Origin of the sequence: Idiomarina xiamenensis 10-D-4 (genome assembly GCF_000299895.1) — a bacterium.
GTDB lineage: Bacteria > Pseudomonadota > Gammaproteobacteria > Enterobacterales > Alteromonadaceae > Idiomarina > Idiomarina xiamenensis.
This window is the reverse complement of sequence record NZ_AMRG01000008.1, coordinates 127,158-147,331: the sequence shown is the minus strand read 5'-3', so window position 1 is coordinate 147,331 and position 20,174 is coordinate 127,158. Positions and strand designations below refer to the sequence as shown.

Genomic DNA, 20,174 nt, shown 5'->3' with positions numbered 1-20,174 from the left:
AGCGCCACCGCCGCGGTGACCTACCGAGAGTTATGTCCTACGTTTTTATCCGTTGTTTTAATACAAGTTGAGCAGTCTCATCACTGAGTCATTTACGATATACTAGGCGCATTATCTTTTTTAAATGCTGCTTATGATCGATCTTTCTAACCGACACACGTTCAAGCTGCCAGTACAAGCCCAAGCGTTGCTTGAGATAACCTCATCGGCTGACTGTGAAACGCTTGATTGGCAAGCTCCCTTCGTCATTATCGGTGACGGTAGTAATACCATCTTTTTGGCCGACTATCCCGGTACGGTTATTGTTAACCGGATCAAAGGCATTCAGATTACTGCACAAGATGACTACGTTGAAGTACGTGCCGGTGGTGGCGAAAACTGGCATCAGTTAGTCAGCCAGTTAATCAGTAAAAATATTGCTGGATTAGAGAATTTGGCGCTGATCCCCGGTACCGTCGGTGCCGCTCCAGTACAAAACATTGGCGCCTATGGGGTCGAGGTCGCGGCTTTCATTAATCAGGTCAAGGCTTGGGATATAAAACTGCAACGTTGGCAATATTTTGACGCCAATGCCTGCCAGTTTGACTACCGTAACAGCTTGTTTAAACGTCATCCCGGCCGCTGGTTGGTCACAGAAGTTATATTTCGATTGCCTCAACAGTGGCAAGCTCAGATTAGCTATCATGGGTTAGACAGCTTAGCCGCCGACTGCACGCCACAAGCCATTTATGAGCGAGTTATCGAAATTAGAAACAGTAAATTACCCGATCCAGCACAACTGCCTAACGCCGGTAGCTTTTTTAAGAATCCAGTTATTAGCGTATCGCAGTATCAAGAATTAACGCGTGAATTCAGTAATATGCCTAGTTACCCTGTCTCTGCTGACGAGGTTAAAGTGCCAGCAGGATGGTTGATCGATCAACTGGGCTTAAAGGGGTATCGATTTGGTGGCGCCGCTGTACATCAACAACAAGCGTTGGTACTGGTTAACTTGCATCAAGCCAGCGGTGATGACGTGTTATGCTTGGCTCGCTATATCGCTGCTGCTGTAGCCGAGCACTACAGTATTCAATTGGAACCCGAGGTTCGTTTGTTTGATCGGCAAGGTCAACTATTGGAACAGTTATGAGCAAACAAGACAATGTCGATACCTTGATTCATCTCTTGGCTGATGGACAATTCCATTCCGGCGAAGCACTCGGACAACAGCTAGGCGTTAGTCGTACCGCTATTGCCAGTTACGTCGATACCTTAAATCAACTTGGCCTAGACGTGTATCGTGTCACCGGTAAAGGTTACCGGTTAGCTGCGCCGTTACAGCTGATTTCACAGCAGCAAGTTGCCGCACAACTACCCGAAAACCTCGCTCGACTGGTGCAGGTACAACCCGTGGTGACCTCGACTAACGATGTACTAAAACAGTTATTGTCGCAATCTGCCGAACCCGGTTTAAGTGTTATCGCCGAAGCACAAACCGCCGGTCGGGGACGGCGCGGAAAACGTTGGCATTCGCCGTTTGGTTCCAATCTGTATGTGAGCTTCTATTGGCCGTTAAATATGGGACTTAACGGAGCGATGGGGTTAAGTGTGGTGGTCGGCACGGCGTTAGCACGCTGCCTCGACCAACAAGGTATTGCTAACGTATCGTTAAAGTGGCCTAACGATGTTTATGTGAATAACCAAAAGATCGCCGGTATTCTGGTTGAACTTGAGGGACAAGCGGGCGGCGATGGCCATAGCATTATCGGTGTCGGACTTAACGTGGCTATGCCAGACAGTACAGCACAACAGATTGACCAAGCTTGGACAGATTTAAAAACCGTATTAGGGAAAAGGCCGGACCGCAATCATTGGGCAGCACAACTGGTCAATGCGCTCTACGACACATTACGTGATTATGACCGTGATGGTGTCAGTAGTATCTTGTCTGATTGGCAACGTTTCGACCGCTATTATCAACAGCCGGTAACCTTATTACTGGGGCAGCGGACGGTACGTGGCATTGCTCAGGGTATCGATAGTAACGGGGCCTTATTAGTCAAAGAAAAGCGTGATGGTGAAGAAAAACTGATCAGCTACTTTTCTGGAGAAATCAGTGTCAGAGACGGCAACTACAGTATTGATTGATAGTGGTAATTCGCGCTCCAAGGTGGCGCTTGCCGATCACCAAGGCATATTGGTGAGCGATATCATGAGCAGCGAACAACTGGCTGCAGGCGACGTGCTAAGTTGGTGTCAGAGCCATGACTATGCGATACCGAGCTATGTCCTTGCCAGTCACGTTAGTCAGCCGCAAACCCGCACCGCAATAAGCCGTTGGGCACAACCGTTGACCATACACTGGGCCAGCACTCATGCTCAGCAAGCCGGGGTAACCAATGCTTATCAGCAATGGCAAACCCTAGGTTGTGACCGTTGGCTAACCTTATTAGCTGCACAGCAGCGTAGCCAAGGTCGTTTTCCGAGTTTGATTGTTGATACCGGCACTGCGTTAACCATTGATTGGCTTGATAGCCACGGTCAGCATTTAGGCGGTTGGATTATTCCCGGTTTTGAACTGATGCGTGATGCCGTACTCGCGCGGGCGCCTGGTGTTTTCATTGATAGCGACAGCAGCCGTGGCCGTGCTACAGCACCCGCAAGTAATACCTCGGATGGTCTGTTAAATGGCTGCCAAGCGGCACAATCGGGAGTGGTTCGGCAGGCCTTAGCGGTGACCGCAGAGCTACCTGCTTGGCAGCATTTTCGAGTACTACTTTGCGGCGGTAATCATCAAGAATTATTGGCGGTTATGCCTGACAATACGGACGTCGTACCAGACTTGGTTATTCATGGCTTACAAGTCTATGCTGAAGACTTAAGACTTCGCTAACACTGCCGATAACAGTACATATCGAGTGTGTAGCGGTCATGACCCAGAATGAGTTGAGCCATGCAGAACAGAAATAACCTCATCGCAATGTTCACTTTTATCAGTGTAATAGCTAACTTCTATGCTAGCTATGCCTACGGTGAAGAAATGGAAGCCGTGCAGTTATACAGTGATCGCGAACTTATAGAGATGATCCGTGACAATACCCATTTACAGCGCGTTAGAGATACCGACCGTTGTCAGTTGGTACAAGATGTTGAAGCTCAGGCGAGCTTAGAAAAGCGACCGGCTTATCAATTCTTATACGGGGATATGCTGGCTTGGGGGGTGTGTTATAAAACTAACGCTGAGCTGGGTTTGCATTATATGCAGTTAGCGGCACAGCAAGGCATGCCCGAGGCGCTTGAACAATTGGGTCGTTATTACCACACTGGCCGTTTAGTTCAAGTGGATACCGAAAGAGCCATTCGCTATTTACGCGAAGCCGCATCTTTGGGCAACTTGCCTGCACAACTACGCTTGGCGGATATTTTAATTGCCGGTAACGGCAGTCCATACGATTTTGAGCAAGCCTATCATTGGCTACACAATGCGGTAACCGCTGATCGTGGTCAGCACCAACAAATCGAAAAGAAACTTAAAGCTTTGGCTAAGTTGATGCCCGCTTCGGTCGTAGAAAGAGCGCAGCAGCCGCTAACTTAAACATCAAGTTCAACACGGCTGCTGGCGTTATGACTTACGCGACTGGTTACGATAAACGACTGCGAAAATCACTGTAGTCAAAGCGACGTACGCAATCAAACTCGCCATTTTCGCGTAAAATGCCGATAGCTGGATGCTCAACGCCATTAAAAAATGAGGTTTTAACCATGGTGTAGTGCATCATGTCCTCAAACACTAACCGATCACCAACCGCCAACGGTTGCTCAAAACTATAGCTACCGATAACGTCACCGGCTAAACAGCTATTACCACCTAATCGATAGGTATATGCCTTTTGCTGAGGCAGTCCAGCACCGCTGATAGTTGGACGATATGGCATTTCCAGCACATCTGGCATGTGAGCCGTAGCGGAAATATCCAACAAAGCGATTTGACCATCGTTTTCGATAATGTCGACGACTTCACAAACGAGTGGGCCAGTGCGCCACGCGACGGCTGATCCGGGCTCTAAAATGACCTCAATATCGTAGCTTTCGCGAAGCCGTTTAAGCTGTTTAATCAAATGCTCGACGTCGTAACCCTCACGAGTCATCAAATGGCCGCCACCCAAGTTTAGCCATTTCATCTGTTTCAGAATGTCGCCAAAACGCTGTTCAACCGCGGCCAACGTTCGTTCTAACGCGTATGAGTCGCACTCACATAAGTTATGCACGTGCAGACCCTCAATACCGCTCAAGTCGACACCCTCAAGCTCGCTGCGGCGCACGCCTAAACGGGAGCCTGGGGCGCTCGGATCATAAAGCTCGGTATCGGCCTCCCGATGCTCAGGGTTAATGCGCAATCCTATGGAAACGCCGGCACGCTGTACTTGCTCACGATAGCGCTGCCACTGTGACAAACTGTTAAACGATAGATGATTGACTAATGGTAGTAACTGATCGATATCGCTTTGCTTATAAGCAGGCGCGTAAGCATGTACTTCTTTAGCAAATTCCTCGGCGGCTAAGCGCGCCTCCCATACTGAGCTCGCTGTGCAGCCTTTTAAATAATCGCGCACGATAGGAAAAGCGCTCCACATCGAAAAGCCCTTCAGCGCCAAAATTATGTTGGCGCCACTTTGCTCTTGTACGCGTTGCATCAAGCGTAAATTGTCACGCAATAACGCTTCATCCAAGACATAACATGGCGAAGGAATAGCCGCCGCAAGATAACGTTCAGTCATGATCGAAAAAGTCCTTATCGACAGACAACAAACGCCGCATAGGCGGCGTTTGTCTGGATAACACAATATGTTAAAGACGGTGTTGGTTAAAGCCGTTAACGCTTAAACGGGCTCTCACACTCTTCAACCTGCCAAGGTAAGCCGTATTGATTCAAACGGTTCATAAACTCGTCAGGATCAAATTGCTCCATGTTCCACACGCCCGGTTTCATCCAGTGCCCTTGTAACATCATCGATGCAGCGATCATAGCTGGCACACCGGTGGTATAAGATACCGCTTGCGCGCCCACTTCACGATTACACTGCGCGTGGTCACAATTGTTGTAGATGAAAATGGTCTTTTCTTGGCCGTCCTTAATACCGGTCACGTAAGTACCAATACAGGTCATGCCGGTGTAACCCTCAGCTAACGAACCCGGGTTTGGCAATACCGCTTTTAGGAATTCCAATGGAACAATTTTTTGGCCTTGAAACTCAACCGGCTCAATTGACGTCATGCCGACATTTTCCAGCACCCGCAGGTGGGTCAAATATTGCTCACCAAAGGTCATCCAAAAGCGTGCTCGTTTGAGGCTGGGGAAGTGCTTAACCAGCGACTCTAGCTCTTCATGGAAGAGCAAGTAGGACGGACGCACACCGACATTTGGATAATCTAAATCTTCGCGCACGCTAATGGGATCGGTTTCATGCCATTCACCATCTTGCCAATAACGACCACGCTGAGTAATTTCGCGAATATTGATTTCCGGATTAAAGTTAGTGGCGAATGCCTGACCATGATCACCACCGTTACAATCGACGATATCAAGATAATGAATTTCGTCAAAATAGTGTTTTGCCGCGTAGGCGGTAAAGACATTCGTAACACCTGGGTCAAAGCCAGCGCCAAGCAACGCCATCAAGCCTTTTTCTTTGAAGCGTTCTTGATAGGCCCACTGCCATGAATATTCAAATTTAGCTTCGTCTTTAGGCTCATAATTAGCGGTATCTAGATAATGCACACCGGTTTCTAAACAGGCATCCATGATGGGCAGATCTTGATAGGGTAGGGCCACGTTAATGACCAGCGCCGGTTCCACTTGACGAATTAAGTCGGCGACTTGATTCGCGTCATCGGCATCAACCGCATAAACACCAACCACGCGATCAGCGCCAGCTTCTGCTTGTAGCTTTTCACATTTTGAAATGGTGCGGCTAGCCAAATGAATTTCAGAAAAATACTCCGTTAACATGGCGCATTTTTTTACGACGACGCCAGCGACGCCGCCAGCACCAATAATCAAAACTCTAGACATGGACGCAGGTTCCTTGTTTAGTAAGGGCGGCTAGGGCCCAGTGATACACAGATGATTTAAAGGGCGAAAGATAGCACACTTTTCGCTTTTCAGCAGTGTTAAAAAAGGCGCCTTTGGCGCCTTTTTCGTTATGTTTAAAAGGTCATGCCGAGTTGTTCGGCAAGGAACGCCCATTGGTCGGCGTAGCCTTCAATACGCATCCAAGTCGGGGTACCAGCGCCGTGCCCGGCACGTGTTTCTACGCGCAGCAAGACTGGCTTGTCACAGCCTTGGCCGTGTTGTAGGGCAGCAGCAAACTTATAGCTGTGCCATGGTACGACGCGGTTATCGTGATCGCCAGTGGTGATCAAAGTGGCTGGATAACAGGTGCCTGGCTCGACATTATGTACCGGTGAATAAGCGTATAACGCCGCAAATTCGTCAGCATTTTCGCTTAGACCGTAATCGCTGCTCCAGCCGCGCGCGTTAGCACTCGGCAAGTGGTAGCGCAGCATATCCAGTACACCCACCGCGGGTAAAGCCGCGGCGAACAGATCGGGACGTTGCAGCAAAGTGGCACCGACCAACAGACCGCCGTTACTACCGCCTTGAATAGCCAGCTTATCGCTATTGGTGTAATTATTAGCGATCAACCACTCAGCGGCAGCAACAAAGTCGTCGAATACGTTTTGCTTTTGTTGCTTGGTTCCGGCTTGATGCCACGCTTCGCCGTATTCACCGCCGCCGCGTAGGTTAGGGATGGCTAACACACCGCCCATTTCTAACCAGACCATGCGCGTCACGCTGTAGCTCGGCGTCAGCGACACATTAAAGCCACCATAGCCATATAGTAACGTTGGTTGCTGGCCGTTGAGTGTTAAGCCTTTACGATGAATGATAAACATCGGTACACGGGTGCCGTCTTTACTTTCGTAAAAGACCTGCTCGGTTTCATAGTTGGACAAATCTAAGGGGACTTCAGTCTCGTGCCAAAGCGAGCGGTGATCATCCGCAATCCGATAACGGTAGATTTTGCCGGGCTCAGTAAAGCTGGTAAAGCTGAAGAAAGTCTCGTCGCTGTCTTTATCGCCACCAAAACCGCTGATAGAGCCAATCCCCGGTAAAGCCAACTCGGTCGCTTCACCACCGCTCATATCATAAATTGCCACACGCGAGCGGGCATCTTGCAGATAATTAGCGAATAAACGACTACCCACTGCAGAAATGCTATCTAACGTTTGCTTTTGAGCGGGTACGATTTGTTGCCATTGCGCCATTTCTGGTTGTTTAGTATCAACCGCAATGACCCGACCGGTAGGCGCATCTTTGGTGGTTCGGAAGTAGAGTTGGCCATCATGGCTGGTGACATAATTATATTGCGCATCCCACTTGGCAAATAGTGGTTTGAACTCCGCGTCGCTATCATTTAATGGCCGATAATAAACGGCATTCGCGGTATAGCCTTCAAAAATATCGATAAGCAAATAACGGCCGTCATCGGTCACTTGCGGATACGGGTTCCAAGTTGCCTTATCGCTGCGTTGATAGACTAATGCGTCTTGTTGTTGGTCATCGCCCAGTTGATGATAGTAAACCGCAACCGGTTGGCTATCATCGGCATCACCGTTGGCGTTTTCCGGATAACGGCTATAAAAAAAGCCGTCGCCATCAGGGTGCCAACTGACACTAGTAAATTTGGTGCCGGTTAACACATCGGTTAAATCCTCACCACTGCGGATATCACGCACATGCCAGCTGGTCCAATCGCTACCGCCATCTGATTTGGCGTAAGCAATATAGCGTGCCTCGGGCGATATACTGGTACGCGCCAAAGATACGGTGCCATCGTCACTAAAACTATTAGGGTCAATTAAGATTTGTGGTGGGCTATCTAAGTTATCTTGGGTATAAAGCACCGACTGGTTTTGTAGGCCGTCGTTGCGATAAAAAAAGTACTTACCGGCGTGCTTTTCGGGGGTACTGACTTTTTCGTAATTCCACAGGCCGGTGAGTTGTTGTTTAATGCGCTCGCGCGCTGGCAGACTTTCTAAATAAGGGCGAGAAAAATCATTTTGCGCATCAACCCAAGCCGATACTGCGGCGCTATCTTGCTCGAGCCAACGGTACGGATCGGCGACCTCAGTACCATGATAATTGTCGACCTGATCGACGCGCTTAGTCTCAGGATACGACAAGTGATTCTCCCCTGCTGGGGTGTTGTCAGAAGACGTTTGGCTACAAGCTGATAGCAACAATGACGTCGCCAAGCTCGCGCAAAGTACATGATACTTGTTCATGATCAACACTCTTGCTTGTTAGTAGACCCTGACATCATACGATGGAATCAGTGGAGGGTACACCTTTAGCCCTTGGCTGCTGGTGTTTTTGTTGTAACAGGGTTTAATTTTTTAACAAATTTAGATGCTGACGTAAGTACGCCAACGCACTTGCTCGGCTGGGTTGTTGTAATCGTTGCGCAAGTTGTGCTTCGTCAATGGCTCGATGTAGCGTTTGCGGTAAACAAATTAGGCCGCGCTGATGTTGGCAAAAAAGGGCAAACTGCGCGTCGTTGAAACCAATATAGGCGTTGATAAATGCGTCGTATAACGCGTCGATAATATCCAGCAGCGGTGGTGCAAACTGCGCAACATCGGTTGTACTTAATTGTTGCTCGCGCCAGCGCTGTTGCTGCTGCTGATAGGTGACTAACGTCGCTAGCGGCGGTTGTAGTTCGGTGCTCAGCGCTTGAGCGGCAAAACAAGCCGGACGGCCACTGCTTTTGTCTAAGCGCTGACTGATGCGTATGGTCTGATAGTGGTTGTTGAGCCAAAAGCGGCTCAGTGGTTGCGTATAGCCGTAGCTGGTGGCTAGCCAGTCTATGCGTTGTTGTTGTGCCTGTTGACGCAGTTGCTGCAATAGCTGACTCCCCAATCCTTGCCGACGCTGTGCCGTGGTCACCACAATGCGCACGATGCGCCAGCAACGATGGCGTAAAGCCCACTGCTGTTGCAGGTAATAGCCGACTGCTTGCGGTATTAAGTTGCCGGCGGGACGACGTTGCCCGCGTTGCACGGCAACGGCTAGTTCGGCGCTGAGGGGGCCTTCTTGACTGTACCAGACCACGCCCGTTATTTGACCGTTCTCGCTAGCCAGTAGCAACCGTTGCTGAGGATCGTCCAACAGTAGCTTTAGGTCGTTCGGGCTGCTCTGATAGTGGCCTTGTAAAAGCAGATCAAAGGCTTGTGCTAGTAGCGAGTCGTCAAGTTCGCTAGCGTGACAGTCGTGATAACGCTCGTCGATGCCAGAGCTCGTCGCTGTCGCTGACGGTTGCTGTAACAATAATGCCGACCATAACCAACGTTCAAGTGGGTCGTCAGCGGCCCAGCGCAATGGTTGTTGCAGTTGGCAATAACCCAGTTGTGGGTAGCGTTGCCGCAGCCACTGCTCAAAATGCACCACAAAGCCACGCCCGCAGCCCTCATAGCCAGCGACTGTAGTCGCTAACCACAGCGGTTGGTAATGCTGACATAAGCGGCGTAGCTGAGGTAATGGTATCGCGGCCGCTTCATCGATGATCAGTGGGCTGTTTGCTGCTGGTGATTGTTGTAGTAGTTTGTCCCAAGGCCGAAACCGTAACCGCTCATGATTCGCGCCGACATAGCGTTTAACTTGTGCTATCGCTGATGGATGCGGCGCGGTGATCAAGAGTTCACCATGGTGACTGGCTAGCCATTGTTTCGCGGCTAAGCCGAGGGTCGCGCTTTTGCCACGTCCCCGGTCCGCAATGAGCAGCTGCGGCGATTGACTGCCAAGCAGTTGTTCGACTATCTGTTGTTGTTGCTTTAACGCCTCTGGCGCTACGTTATTCGGCGTCACTCGCGATAATTGTTGGCAGGCCTCGCCGATCGCATGCCAGGTGCTTTCATTAGCAGGCTGTTGCTGGATCTCGGCAAAACATGCGGCGTGGTCGAGTAAGCGCAATGCGAACGGAGAGGGTTGTTCAGGCAAGAGTAATACCAATAATCCACCGGCCTGCAAGGTACCACAACAAGCGGCAATAGCATCGGCATGTAGTTGTTCACGGCAGTCGATAACCAGCCAAGCGTATTCATGACCTAAATAATCTCGGTAGCGGTTTAACGAGGCGGTCATCTGCTCGCTGGGGCCGAGCATTAAGCCCTGTTGCTTAGTATTGAGTTGCTGCAGCTGAGCTAAGCGGATTGTTGTGTCGTGAGTTGCTGCAGAGACTAAAACAGCGGCGCGATGGCGCCGCTGTTTTAGTGTGTCGGAAATATAGCCCACAATGTTTAAAACAAGGGGTAAGCGAAGAACTTTTTCGCTACGGTGTTGATGAAAACAACGGCTAAAATAAGCGGAATAAAGGTGGTAATGGATATCCGCACATACTTGGCTAAAAAGGTTTGTGGATAACCCGTGTTACCCTCGCTGAGTTCCTGCTCTAAATTTTCTTTACGCCAGCGCCAACTGACAAATAAGCAAATTAGCAAACCGTTTAGCGGCAAAATCGTGTCGTAAAAAACGTCAATAATGACATCAAAAACCGATTTAGTTGCGCCACCATAAAAGGTGAACTCGGTAAACATCGGCACTAAGCCAAACGAGGTCGAGGCAACGATGGTCAGCAACGTCACTAACACGCACATAATGACTAAGGCTTTTTTACGGCTGGTGCCACGTTGTTCAATAATCGCCGCGGTGGGTACTTCGATGATAGAGACCAACGAGGTGATTGCTGCAACGAAGGCTAACGTAAAGAAGACCACGGCAGCGATACTGGCGACGACATATCCTACCGAACCCTCTAAGGCTAAAAATATCTTCGGGAAGAATGAAAAAATCATACTCACCGACGAATCAGTCAATGTTTCTGGGTTGGTATTTGGATTAATGGCAAAGATAGCTGGCAATGTCATTAAACCGGCAACAAAAGCTACCGCGGTATCGGTAACCGCAACCAGTTTGCCAGAGGTGACAATATCATCGCTACGACGGAAATAAGAGCCATAGGTGATTAAGATACCCATGCCTAGCGATAGCGAGAAAAATGCTTGTGATAATGCGCCACTAATCACCGAACCATCGATCTTGCTAAAGTCTGGCACCAAATAAAATTCGACACCCATAAAGGCATTATCGAGTGTTAATACAAACACCACCATCACCAGCAGCATGACGAACAAGGCTGGCATTAGGAACTTGGAAGCGCGCTCGATACCTTGTCGCACGCCACCCGATAAAATCAGATTAACAATCAGTGTTACGGCCACTAGATACAGCAAAAATGAATGGTCGTTAACGAACGCATCAAAATAGCCCGGTGCGGCTATCTGACGAAGGTTACCCATCAATGATTGCACTAAAAAGCCAAAAATCCAGACCGTGATGACCATATAAAAAATGGCGATCATAAAGGGGGTTATGGTTGCTAAAACGCCGGGAATGCTCCAGCGTTTTGCATCCTTAGAGAGGGCTTTATAGGAGCCTAAAGGGCTACGTTGCGCGCGACGTCCTAGGCCCATTTCGGCCAGCATCACCGGTAAGCAAATAAAGGCGACAAAAAACGCATAAATGAGTAAAAAAGCACCGCCGCCATTTTTTGTGGCAGCCACCGGAAACCCGACTAAGTTACCGATACCAACCGCTGACCCTGCAGCGGCTAAGATAAAGCCAATCTTTGAGCTGAACTGATCTCGTTGAGCGCTCATAGCCTTCCTTTCTTATTCTGTTGTTTTTTTAATTGTGTTGATGGCTCGCTATTTATCATGCGCAGGTTCTGCGGGCAGCGCTTGGCAATCCTAGCAAGGGCAGAGAATGGCGGCAAGCGGACCAGTGTAAAAGCGACTGTGGATGGGACGAAATACCGTTTTTAAGACAAAAAAAGGGCCGGTTGAGGGAACCGGCCCAAGCTCGTTGCTAGCGTACAGCACTCAATAAAGCATGCTGTACAGTACTTTACGATAGCGTGATGCAAGCGGATCACCGGCCGGCAGTGCATTAATGATGTCCATTGCCGTTTTTCGCGCGTCAGCATAATTTAAATCGGTTTTGAGTACGGTAAATACCGCCGCTAACGCCTCTTCGTCACGTTGTGCTTGGTGTAACGCTAAGGCCAGCTTTAAACGCGTATCATGGTCTTCAGGGTGCTCAGCAAGCGCTTGTTGTAAGGCTTGTACTTCGGGAGAATCAGCAGCCTTTTCGGCTAATTCAAGTTTCGCTTGGACATGGTGGTAATGACTATCTTGGTCAACCAGCTTAATACTTTGTAATAACTCGCGAGCCTGTTCAATACGACCGCAATCAACCGCCGCTTCGGCAAACAGCAAGCGCACAGCGGCACTATCGGCGTTCAAGTCATAGGCTTGCTTGGCTAATGTGTAAGCCTGCTGGTTGTCGCCCTGCTGCATAGCGGCCTTAGCTTGCGCCAACAATTCATCGTCGGCGCTGGGTAGGTATTTGTCGAGCAGCTCGCGAATTTCCGCTTCGCTTTTCATGCCAGCGAAACCATCGACCGGTTGCCCGTCTTTAAACAGCGCCACGGTGGGTAAACTACGAATACCAAACTGCATGGCAATTTCTTGCTGTTCATCGCAATTAATTTTGGCTAACACTAAGTCCTGTGGATACTCAGCGGCAATTTTTTCTAAAATTGGCATCAACGATTTACACGGCTCGCACCAGTCGGCCCAAAAATCGATGATAACCAGCTTTTTCATCGAAGCGTCTAGCAGTGCTTGTTGGAAGTTGGCTGGGGTGATGTTGACAATATTTTCTGCTGCCACGGCAAAACTCCTTGATCAGCGCGGCTCAATAACGGCTCGCGCATGCTAGCGAATGATCTAAATATGAGGCTGTGGAAGTCAATTTCAAGCTCGGCGCGCAATAAGCGCTAACCAAGACGTTTCAGTAGCCAACGTTTAAAGCGACCATATGGGGGAAAACGCAACTTCGGCTCCCAGCTTAACTGACGGCGCATAACGGCCTTTTCGTGGCTAAAAGTTTGAAAGCCGAAATAACCGTGATAGCGGCCCATGCCGCTATGACCAACGCCGCCAAAGGGTAACTGAGGGTTGAGCATAAACAGGCAGGTGTCGTTAAATACCAAGGTACCGCTATCGCTGCCCTGTTGAATTTGTTGCTGTGCCTGCTCATCATTGGTAAACGCATACAGCGCCAACGGTTTTTCTCGTTGTCGCACAATTGCCATTGCGTGGCACAAGTCATCAACACCGATGACAGGTAAAATTGGACCAAAAATTTCTTCTTGCATCAACGCATGTGCTAACGGCGGTTCATCAACAATGGTCGGCGCCATGTAGCGTTGTGCCGAGTCGACTTGGCCGCCCTCGATCACCTCGACGCCATCTAGCAGTTGCTGCAATCGTTGCAAGTGATGCTGATTGATGATGCGACCGTAGTCGTTTGCCTGTTGCTGATCGTTACCGTAAAACTGCCTTAATGCAGAGCGTAAAGCCGTTATTAGGGCCGCTTTGTGTTGACGCTCGACCAAGACGTAATCGGGGGCAATACAGGTTTGCCCGGCGTTCAGCCACTTCCCCCAAGCAAGACGCTGTGCGGCACGCTTCACATCGGCGTCGGCGAGCACAATAGCGGGACTTTTACCTCCCAACTCTAAGGTTACTGGTGTAAGTTGTTGACTAGCGGCGGCCATTACTTGTCGTGCGACGCTTGCACCACCGGTATAGAAAATATGTTCAAAACGTTCCTGTAGCAGCGCTTTGGCGGTATCTGCTGCACCGTTGATCACCAGCAGCGCTTGCTTATCCAGATATTGGGGGAGGCTGTCAGCAAGTAGCTTGGCGGTTGCCGGTGCTTGCTCCGACGGCTTGAGGACTACGGCGATAGCTGCCACTAACGGTGCTAAACAAAGCTGTAGCGGATAATTCCAAGCACCGAAAATCAGTACCGTGCCTAACGGTTGAGGAACAATAAAGCTCTGAGCGGGTTTACTTAGTAGTGGTGAGGATACCCGTTTAGCGCGCATCCAGCGCGGCAGTTGTTTTAAGGTATGCCGAATGTCTTGTTGTAGAAAATCGATTTCGGTCAAGCTGGCTTCGCCCACCGACTTGCCCAGATCGTCAGCCAGCGCCTGCAGTAAAGCCGGGCGTTGCTGCTGCAAATAATGTTGCAGTTGCTGTAACTGTTGTTGGCGCCAAGCCAGCGAGTGAGTCGCGCGGCTGGCCGCGTGAGCACGCAAGGCGCTCACGCGGGCCGATAGGTTCATCAGGCGATGCTCACGATAATGAGCCCAAGGTGACGGTCTTCTTCTCTAAATAGTCATCGATACCATAAACTGAGCCCTCACGTCCCATACCACTTTCTTTGATACCGCCAAAGGGGTTATAAACGTGTGAAATACCACCGGCATTAACACCCACCATGCCGTATTCCAGTTGCTCACTAACGCGGAAAATACGGTCGACTGACTGGGCACAGAAGTAAGAGGCTAAACCAAATGGTGTGTCGTTTGCACGACGTACGGCTTCTTCTTCGTCGGCAAAGGTGCTGATAGCAACCACCGGACCAAAAATTTCTTCCTGAGTAATATCCATGTCATCAGTGACACCGCGTAACACCGTAGGCGGGTAGAATAAATCGCCCAACTCGGTAGCGACTTCGCCGCCGCACAGAACTTCGGCGCCATCGCTAACGGCGGTGGTGACCAAGCGCTGTACCTTGTTGACCGCATCCTGATCGATAAGCGGACCTAAGTCGGCATCTTCGTCGGTACCAACGGCCAGTTTGAGTGCTTTTACCTTCGGCAATAGCTTATCAATGAAGGCATCGGCAACCTGTTCGGCGACTAAAATGCGATTAGCACTGATACAGGTTTGCCCGGCATTACGGAATTTGCAGGCAATAAGCTGTTCCACTGCGACCTCTATATCGGCGTCATCGAATACAATAAAGGGTGCGTTACCGCCCAGCTCTAAAGAAATTTTCTTAACATTTTCTGAGGCTTGCGACATCAACGTTTTGCCAACGCCAGTTGAGCCGGTAAAGCTTAGCTTACGTACCTCGTGGTGAGTGGCGAGCACCTTGCCAACACTCTTCGAGTCGGTGGTCGGAATGACATTAATCACGCCGTCGGGAATACCAACTTCGCTGGCCAGTTGGGCAATGGCTAAAGCCGACAGTGGGGTCAACTGTGGCGGCTTAATGACCATGGTGCAACCCGCAGCTAATGCCGGCGCAATTTTGCGCGTGATCATGGCGTTAGGAAAATTCCAAGGGGTGATAGCGGCACAAACGCCAACCGGTTGTTTCATCACCAGCGTCTTTTTACCCTCTTCAACCAGCGGTAAAATATCGCCATTGACGCGTTCCGCCTCGCCTGCGAACCAATCGACGAAACTGGCGCCATAAGCGATCTCTCCGGCTGCCTCGGCTACCGGTTTACCCTGTTCGGCACTCATTAATTCGGCTAATGCTTGTTGGTTGTCGAGCATCGCTTGATACCAGCGACGCAGTAGACGAGCGCGCTCGGCGGCAGGTGTCGCGCGCCAAGTTTTAAAAGCCCGCGCGGCGACTTCGATAGCGCGTTCGGCATGCTCTGCGGTACCGTCGGCCACCTCGCTGATGGTTTCACCGGTGGCGGGATTGGTCACCGCAAAACGTTTATCGGTAGGAACCCAATGACCCTCAATGAATAAATCCGTTTTTGTCAAAGAACCCATGGTATGAGCTGACATAATGCCTCCATTTAGTTGGGCGTGATTGTACTCATTTAATAGCAGGATTGAGCCAAAATAGTTCACTTTCAAGCGTACAGACTGATTCTGACTAAAAAATAACCGGCTGGTTTCTGAAAATACCTTGCTTTTTGTTATAAAACCCGTATCATGCGCGTTCTTCGAGGACACACCGCATTAAATCAAAGGGAGCGGTTAACCCTTGAATCTTTGGGGGTAGCAGCGCCTGTTTCCGGTCGACGCATAGTCTTACCTGTACGAATTCCTGTTGCTGGGCGTTTACCCCATTTACTAACGCCACCGTAGAGCGTGGCAGGAATTAGGTGAGAAAAATATGTCTACTCAAATGGCTGATCGGTCTTTTGCCGATCTGGGTCTTCCTGTTGTTGTGCTAGATCGTTTACAGCAATTGGGCTTTACCCAACCGACTCCAATTCAAGCGCAGAGTATTCCCGTGTTACTGGATGGTGCCGATGTGCTTGGCGAAGCGCAAACCGGTACCGGTAAAACGGCGGCCTTTGGTTTGCCAGCGTTAAGTATGGTGGATGCGTCACAAGCGGCAACGCAAGTACTGGTGGTTACGCCAACGCGAGAACTAGCGATTCAGGTTGCCGATGCCTTAACTGACTTTTCGCGCGGCATGGCGCGCTTGCAAGTGACTACCGTTTACGGTGGGGCACCGTTTGCGCCACAAATCAAAGCGCTAAAAGGCGGTGCTCAAGTAGTTGTTGGTACGCCGGGTCGTTTAATCGACTTGCTTAACAAAGGTGTTCTACGTCTCGACAAACTGCGCATGGCCGTGTTGGATGAAGCCGATGAAATGCTTAACATGGGCTTTATCGAGGATATCGAAGCGATTATGACGGCGGTGCCGGACAGCGCCCAGCGGACCTTGTTCTCGGCCACTATGCCGACGCAAATTCGTAAGCTGGCGCAGCGCTTTTTGCGTGACTCGGTCAACATTCGCATCGAAACCGCTAAGCAAGACAAAGCGAGTATTCGTCAGTTAGCGTGGCAGGTCAGCGTATTGCATAAAATGACTGCGTTAACCCGTCTACTGGAAACCATGGATTACCAGCGCGTGTTGGTGTTTGTACGTACTCGTCAAGATACCATGGAAGTTGCTGAACAACTGCAGGGGCAAGGCTTTAAAGCTGCTGCGTTGAATGGTGACTTGAACCAAGCTCAGCGTGAGCAAACGGTGAACCAGTTACGCAGTGGTCATATCGAAATCTTGGTCGCGACCGACGTGGTTGCGCGTGGCTTGGACGTGCCTGAGATTACTCATGTCATTAACTATGACTTGCCTGGCGATCATGAATCCTATGTGCATCGCATCGGTCGTACCGGTCGTGCGGGACGTTCGGGTGAGGCGATTTTATTCTTCCGTCCGCGTGAACGTCATTTATTAAAGCACTACGAGCGCGCCACTAACAGTCGCATTGAGTACTTTGAAGTGCCGACCGCTGCGCAGTTAAGCAGCCATCGTCAGCAGCAGTTGCTGAAAAAATTAACGGCCAATGTTGAGCAGCAAGATTTGACCCAAATGCAGACCTTACTGCAACAGATGGTTAGCGAAACCGAGCTAAGCGCTGAACAGTTAGCGGCTGCGTTGTTACTTGAGCAACAAGCTGCACGTCCGTTATTTATTAAAGACGACCCAGCGCCACGTCCGCAGCGCGAGCGAAAAGTTCGCGACCCGCGTGATAGCCGTGACAGTCGTGATAGCAGCCCTCGTAAAGAGCGCCGCAGTAGTCGCGCAAATGACGTCGAATTTGATACCTATAAGATTCAAGTTGGCCGTGAACACGGTGCGCGTCCTGGCGATATCGTTGGTGCTATCGCTAACGAAGCAGAAATGGATAGTCGCTTTATTGGCCAAATTCAGTTATTCGACGGTCATAGCTTAGTTGAACTGCCAAAAGGCATGCCGAAAGAAGTACTGCAAGTATTGCAAAAGGCACGCGTGCGTCAGCAACCGATGTCGATGCAATTAAGCGATGCGTCGATCACTCGCCAACGGCCACCTCGTGTTGCTAATAAAGGTGCCAGCAAGGGTCGTGATCGCGGCACTGAGCGTAAGTCAGAGCGAGGCTCTGAGCGGCCGCGTGCGCGTAAAGCTCAAGGCGGCGCAGCGCGACGTTTCATGTAATCTAATTTGCCCCGGCTGGGTGTTTCACCCGAATCAACTGGTCGGTGGCAAAGCCCCACTCATTGGCTTGTGCGATAGCCAAGTCAATGAGGTCTTGCGGCACGTCCGGGCTGCGTGACAAGAACCAAAAGTAGTCGTGACTGTCACTGGTGACAATAGCGTGCTGATATTGACTGTCTAACCAACTCACATAATAACCGCCGTCGAACGGCCAAAAGAACGTCACCCGATAGGCTGCTTGCATGTTGGCTACCGGCTCGGCCCGACCAATAGCGGTTTGCCACTCGCCATCAACCTCGTTATACCCACGGTTGGTAACTTCTAAGGAACCATCGGCATTCAGCCGGTACTCTGCCGTGACGCCTTGCAGGTTTTCTTCAAAACCATGTGGCAGACGTAAAATTTCGTACCATTTACCGAGATACCGTTGCGCATCAAACTGTTTCACCGTTGGCGCCACCGGTGTGGGTGATTGGCTACAACCCGTGAGTACGAAAGTGATGGCAATAAGGCCGAGGATGAGTCGTCGCATGTGCAATATCCTTATGAGTTACAGTGAGTTGATGTTTGCCAAGTGCTGCTCGGCTTGCTCGATAATATCTTGTTTTTCCTGCGGATCACGCTTTTGCCACTGATGGTACATCATTTTCATCCGCGGATTGTCTTTCAACGCCGCTTGGTGGCGATCGATAAAGTGCCAATATAGACTATTCAGCGGACATGCGTTTTCGCCCACGGTTTTATTATGTTGATAATGACAATCCTGACAATGGTCGCTCATCTTGTGCATATAATTAGCCGATGCGGCATAGGGCTTGGTGCCTACAATACCACCATCGGCGAATTGGCTCATACCCCGTGTATTCGGCAGTTCGACCCACTCGATAGCATCTACATAGACGCCTAAATACCAATTGTCGACGGCATCGGGGTCGATGCCACACAGCAAGGCGAAGTTACCGCATACCATAAGCCGTTGAATATGGTGTGCGTAGGCATAGGTCAGCGATTGCTGAATGGCGTGCTGTAAACACTTCATACGGGTGTTGCCGGTCCAATAGCAATCGGGTAGTGCACGCTTGGCTTGCAGCTCATTGTGTTGCTGATAGTCCGGCATGTAATGCCAGTAGACAGCACGGACAAACTCTCGCCAACCTAAGATTTGTCGGACGAACCCTTCAATTTGTGCGATATCAATCTGTTCTTGGTGGTCTTGCCAATAGTCTAGAGCTTGCTCGATAACATAGCGCGGCGACAACATTTTGCAGTTCATGGCAAACGATAAACGACTATGGAACAATGACCAGCCGCGTTCGGTTAAGGCATCTTGGTAACGACCAAAATCAGCCAAACCGTGACTCAAAAAATGATTTAACAGTTGTTTTGCTTGACGTCGCGAAACCGGCCATAACAATTTTTTAGTCTCGGCTTCACCAAAATAGTCAACCTCCATCCGGTCTAACATTTCGGCAATGTCGCTGACATCGTTAGCAAAGCAAAGCGGCTCCGGGATAGATGTTGTTTTCGGTAATTTGTTACGGTTCTTTTTATCGTAGTTCCAATCGCCACCGAGTGGGCGATGGTGTTCATCCATTAAATAACCGGTGCGGCGCCGAAGTTGGCGATAAAAGGTTTCCATTAATAGCTGTTTGTGCTCGGCAAAATAATCCTTTAGTGCATCACGTGCGGTAAAAAAATGTTCACTGTCGTACCAGCTCACCTGATAATCACTATCGTTGAGCCAGTCGTCCAGCTGCTGTTGTAAACGATATTCATCCGGGTATTGCAGGGCGATACGCGAACACTGTTGCTGCTGAGCGACATGGTCGAGGTTGGCGACTAAGTCTTGCTGGTTGTCAGCATCATCTAAGCGTATATATAAAAGTCGATGTCCGGCGTTTTGTAGCGCCTCAGCGAAGCCGCGCATGGCGGCAAAAAAAGCCAAAATTTTCTGTTGGTGATGACGCACATAGTCGGTTTCCTGACGTAACTCCATCATCACATATAAGATGTTGGTATCGACTTCGGTAAACCAACTATGGCTGGCATTTAGCTGGTCCCCCAGAATTAAACGAATTTCCTTGCTACTAGTTTGGCTCATGTCGACTCGGCGGATTGCTTGCTGATAGCGTTAATTAGCTGATGGTGACTGTTAAACGTAAGCGCGCGCGGAACGGATTTTTCAGATACAATGATAGCGCTCTTATTTCCGCGCGCGGTGTCGGTAAACGCCGCGCAGCAAACCGGTTACGCTCAATTC

The 20,174-nt window shown here is 50.0% G+C and carries 15 protein-coding genes; 5 read left to right on the top strand and 10 right to left on the bottom strand.

Annotated elements, in window-relative coordinates:
* Window positions 1–133: 133 nt before the first annotated feature.
* From murB to A10D4_RS07795, 4 genes are read left to right on the top strand one after another with little or no spacing between them, the layout of a single operon-like run.
* Window positions 134–1,129, top strand: coding sequence for a UDP-N-acetylmuramate dehydrogenase (gene murB, locus A10D4_RS07810; RefSeq protein WP_040502767.1), 996 nt, complete (start codon window positions 134–136; stop codon window positions 1,127–1,129).
* A complete protein-coding gene (gene birA / locus A10D4_RS07805) occupies window positions 1,126–2,127 on the top strand; it encodes a bifunctional biotin--[acetyl-CoA-carboxylase] ligase/biotin operon repressor BirA (RefSeq protein ID WP_008488805.1) in 1,002 nt (333 codons plus the stop codon). Before murB ends, birA begins: the two co-directional genes overlap by 4 nt.
* Entirely contained in the window at window positions 2,096–2,872 is a 777-nt protein-coding gene (locus tag A10D4_RS07800; RefSeq protein ID WP_192811519.1) for a type III pantothenate kinase, read from the top strand. The genes birA and A10D4_RS07800 overlap by 32 nt, the downstream gene beginning before the upstream one ends.
* Window positions 2,873–2,932: 60 nt before the next feature.
* Window positions 2,933–3,574: a tetratricopeptide repeat protein gene (locus A10D4_RS07795; RefSeq protein WP_008488803.1), complete on the top strand. Its 642-nt coding sequence runs from the start codon at window positions 2,933–2,935 to the stop codon at window positions 3,572–3,574.
* Between the two features lie 46 nt (window positions 3,575–3,620).
* Here the strand turns inward: A10D4_RS07795 and nspC are convergent, their stop codons facing one another.
* The 8 genes from nspC to A10D4_RS07755 all read right to left on the bottom strand — a co-directional run bounded on the left by nspC (window position 3,621) and on the right by A10D4_RS07755 (window position 15,762).
* The gene (nspC, locus tag A10D4_RS07790; RefSeq protein WP_008488802.1) at window positions 3,621–4,757 is read right to left on the bottom strand and encodes a carboxynorspermidine decarboxylase; all 1,137 of its coding nucleotides are present in this window, start codon (window positions 4,755–4,757) and stop codon (window positions 3,621–3,623) included.
* 95 nt (window positions 4,758–4,852) lie between these two features.
* Window positions 4,853–6,052, bottom strand: a complete 1,200-nt coding sequence (locus tag A10D4_RS07785) for a saccharopine dehydrogenase family protein (protein ID WP_008488801.1) — start codon at window positions 6,050–6,052, stop codon at window positions 4,853–4,855.
* A 134-nt stretch (window positions 6,053–6,186) separates the two neighbouring features.
* Window positions 6,187–8,328: a prolyl oligopeptidase family serine peptidase gene (locus A10D4_RS07780; protein WP_040502751.1), complete on the bottom strand. Its 2,142-nt coding sequence runs from the start codon at window positions 8,326–8,328 to the stop codon at window positions 6,187–6,189.
* Between the two features lie 103 nt (window positions 8,329–8,431).
* Window positions 8,432–10,333, bottom strand: a complete 1,902-nt coding sequence (locus A10D4_RS07775) for a GNAT family N-acetyltransferase (RefSeq protein ID WP_008488799.1) — start codon at window positions 10,331–10,333, stop codon at window positions 8,432–8,434.
* 5 nt (window positions 10,334–10,338) lie between these two features.
* Window positions 10,339–11,757 (bottom strand): sodium-dependent transporter, encoded by a 1,419-nt coding sequence (locus A10D4_RS07770; protein ID WP_008488797.1) that lies wholly within the window; start codon window positions 11,755–11,757, stop codon window positions 10,339–10,341.
* 222 nt (window positions 11,758–11,979) lie between these two features.
* Window positions 11,980–12,831, bottom strand: a complete 852-nt coding sequence (trxA, locus tag A10D4_RS07765) for a thioredoxin (protein WP_008488796.1) — start codon at window positions 12,829–12,831, stop codon at window positions 11,980–11,982.
* A gap of 107 nt (window positions 12,832–12,938) precedes the next feature.
* Window positions 12,939–14,294, bottom strand: a complete 1,356-nt coding sequence (locus tag A10D4_RS07760; RefSeq protein ID WP_008488795.1) for an aldehyde dehydrogenase family protein — start codon at window positions 14,292–14,294, stop codon at window positions 12,939–12,941.
* A 10-nt stretch (window positions 14,295–14,304) separates the two neighbouring features.
* Entirely contained in the window at window positions 14,305–15,762 is a 1,458-nt protein-coding gene (locus A10D4_RS07755; RefSeq protein ID WP_008488794.1) for an NAD-dependent succinate-semialdehyde dehydrogenase, read from the bottom strand.
* Window positions 15,763–16,096: 334 nt separating this feature from the next.
* On the opposite strand from A10D4_RS07755, the gene A10D4_RS07750 reads away from it, so the two are divergent.
* Window positions 16,097–17,914, top strand: a complete 1,818-nt coding sequence (locus tag A10D4_RS07750; RefSeq protein WP_008488793.1) for a DEAD/DEAH box helicase — start codon at window positions 16,097–16,099, stop codon at window positions 17,912–17,914.
* A 1-nt stretch (window position 17,915) separates the two neighbouring features.
* On the opposite strand, the gene A10D4_RS07745 is transcribed toward A10D4_RS07750, so the two are convergent.
* The gene (locus A10D4_RS07745) at window positions 17,916–18,446 is read right to left on the bottom strand and encodes a lipocalin family protein (protein ID WP_008488792.1); all 531 of its coding nucleotides are present in this window, start codon (window positions 18,444–18,446) and stop codon (window positions 17,916–17,918) included.
* Between the two features lie 18 nt (window positions 18,447–18,464).
* Entirely contained in the window at window positions 18,465–20,015 is a 1,551-nt protein-coding gene (locus A10D4_RS07740; protein WP_008488790.1) for a cryptochrome/photolyase family protein, read from the bottom strand.
* Between the last annotated feature and the right edge of the window lie 159 nt (window positions 20,016–20,174).

What these genes read in the sequence shown, in the direction of transcription:
- murB (WP_040502767.1), top strand. Translation starts at nt 134, where the DNA reads ATGATCGATCTTTCTAACCGACACACGTTCAAGCTGCCAGTACAAGCC.
- birA (WP_008488805.1), top strand. Translation starts at nt 1,126, where the DNA reads ATGAGCAAACAAGACAATGTCGATACCTTGATTCATCTCTTGGCTGAT.
- A10D4_RS07795 (WP_008488803.1), top strand. Translation starts at nt 2,933, where the DNA reads ATGCAGAACAGAAATAACCTCATCGCAATGTTCACTTTTATCAGTGTA.
- nspC (WP_008488802.1), bottom strand. Translation starts at nt 4,757, where the DNA reads ATGACTGAACGTTATCTTGCGGCGGCTATTCCTTCGCCATGTTATGTC.
- A10D4_RS07785 (WP_008488801.1), bottom strand. Translation starts at nt 6,052, where the DNA reads ATGTCTAGAGTTTTGATTATTGGTGCTGGCGGCGTCGCTGGCGTCGTC.
- A10D4_RS07780 (WP_040502751.1), bottom strand. Translation starts at nt 8,328, where the DNA reads ATGAACAAGTATCATGTACTTTGCGCGAGCTTGGCGACGTCATTGTTG.
- A10D4_RS07770 (WP_008488797.1), bottom strand. Translation starts at nt 11,757, where the DNA reads ATGAGCGCTCAACGAGATCAGTTCAGCTCAAAGATTGGCTTTATCTTA.
- A10D4_RS07760 (WP_008488795.1), bottom strand. Translation starts at nt 14,294, where the DNA reads ATGAACCTATCGGCCCGCGTGAGCGCCTTGCGTGCTCACGCGGCCAGC.
- A10D4_RS07755 (WP_008488794.1), bottom strand. Translation starts at nt 15,762, where the DNA reads ATGTCAGCTCATACCATGGGTTCTTTGACAAAAACGGATTTATTCATT.
- A10D4_RS07750 (WP_008488793.1), top strand. Translation starts at nt 16,097, where the DNA reads ATGTCTACTCAAATGGCTGATCGGTCTTTTGCCGATCTGGGTCTTCCT.
- A10D4_RS07745 (WP_008488792.1), bottom strand. Translation starts at nt 18,446, where the DNA reads ATGCGACGACTCATCCTCGGCCTTATTGCCATCACTTTCGTACTCACG.
- A10D4_RS07740 (WP_008488790.1), bottom strand. Translation starts at nt 20,015, where the DNA reads ATGAGCCAAACTAGTAGCAAGGAAATTCGTTTAATTCTGGGGGACCAG.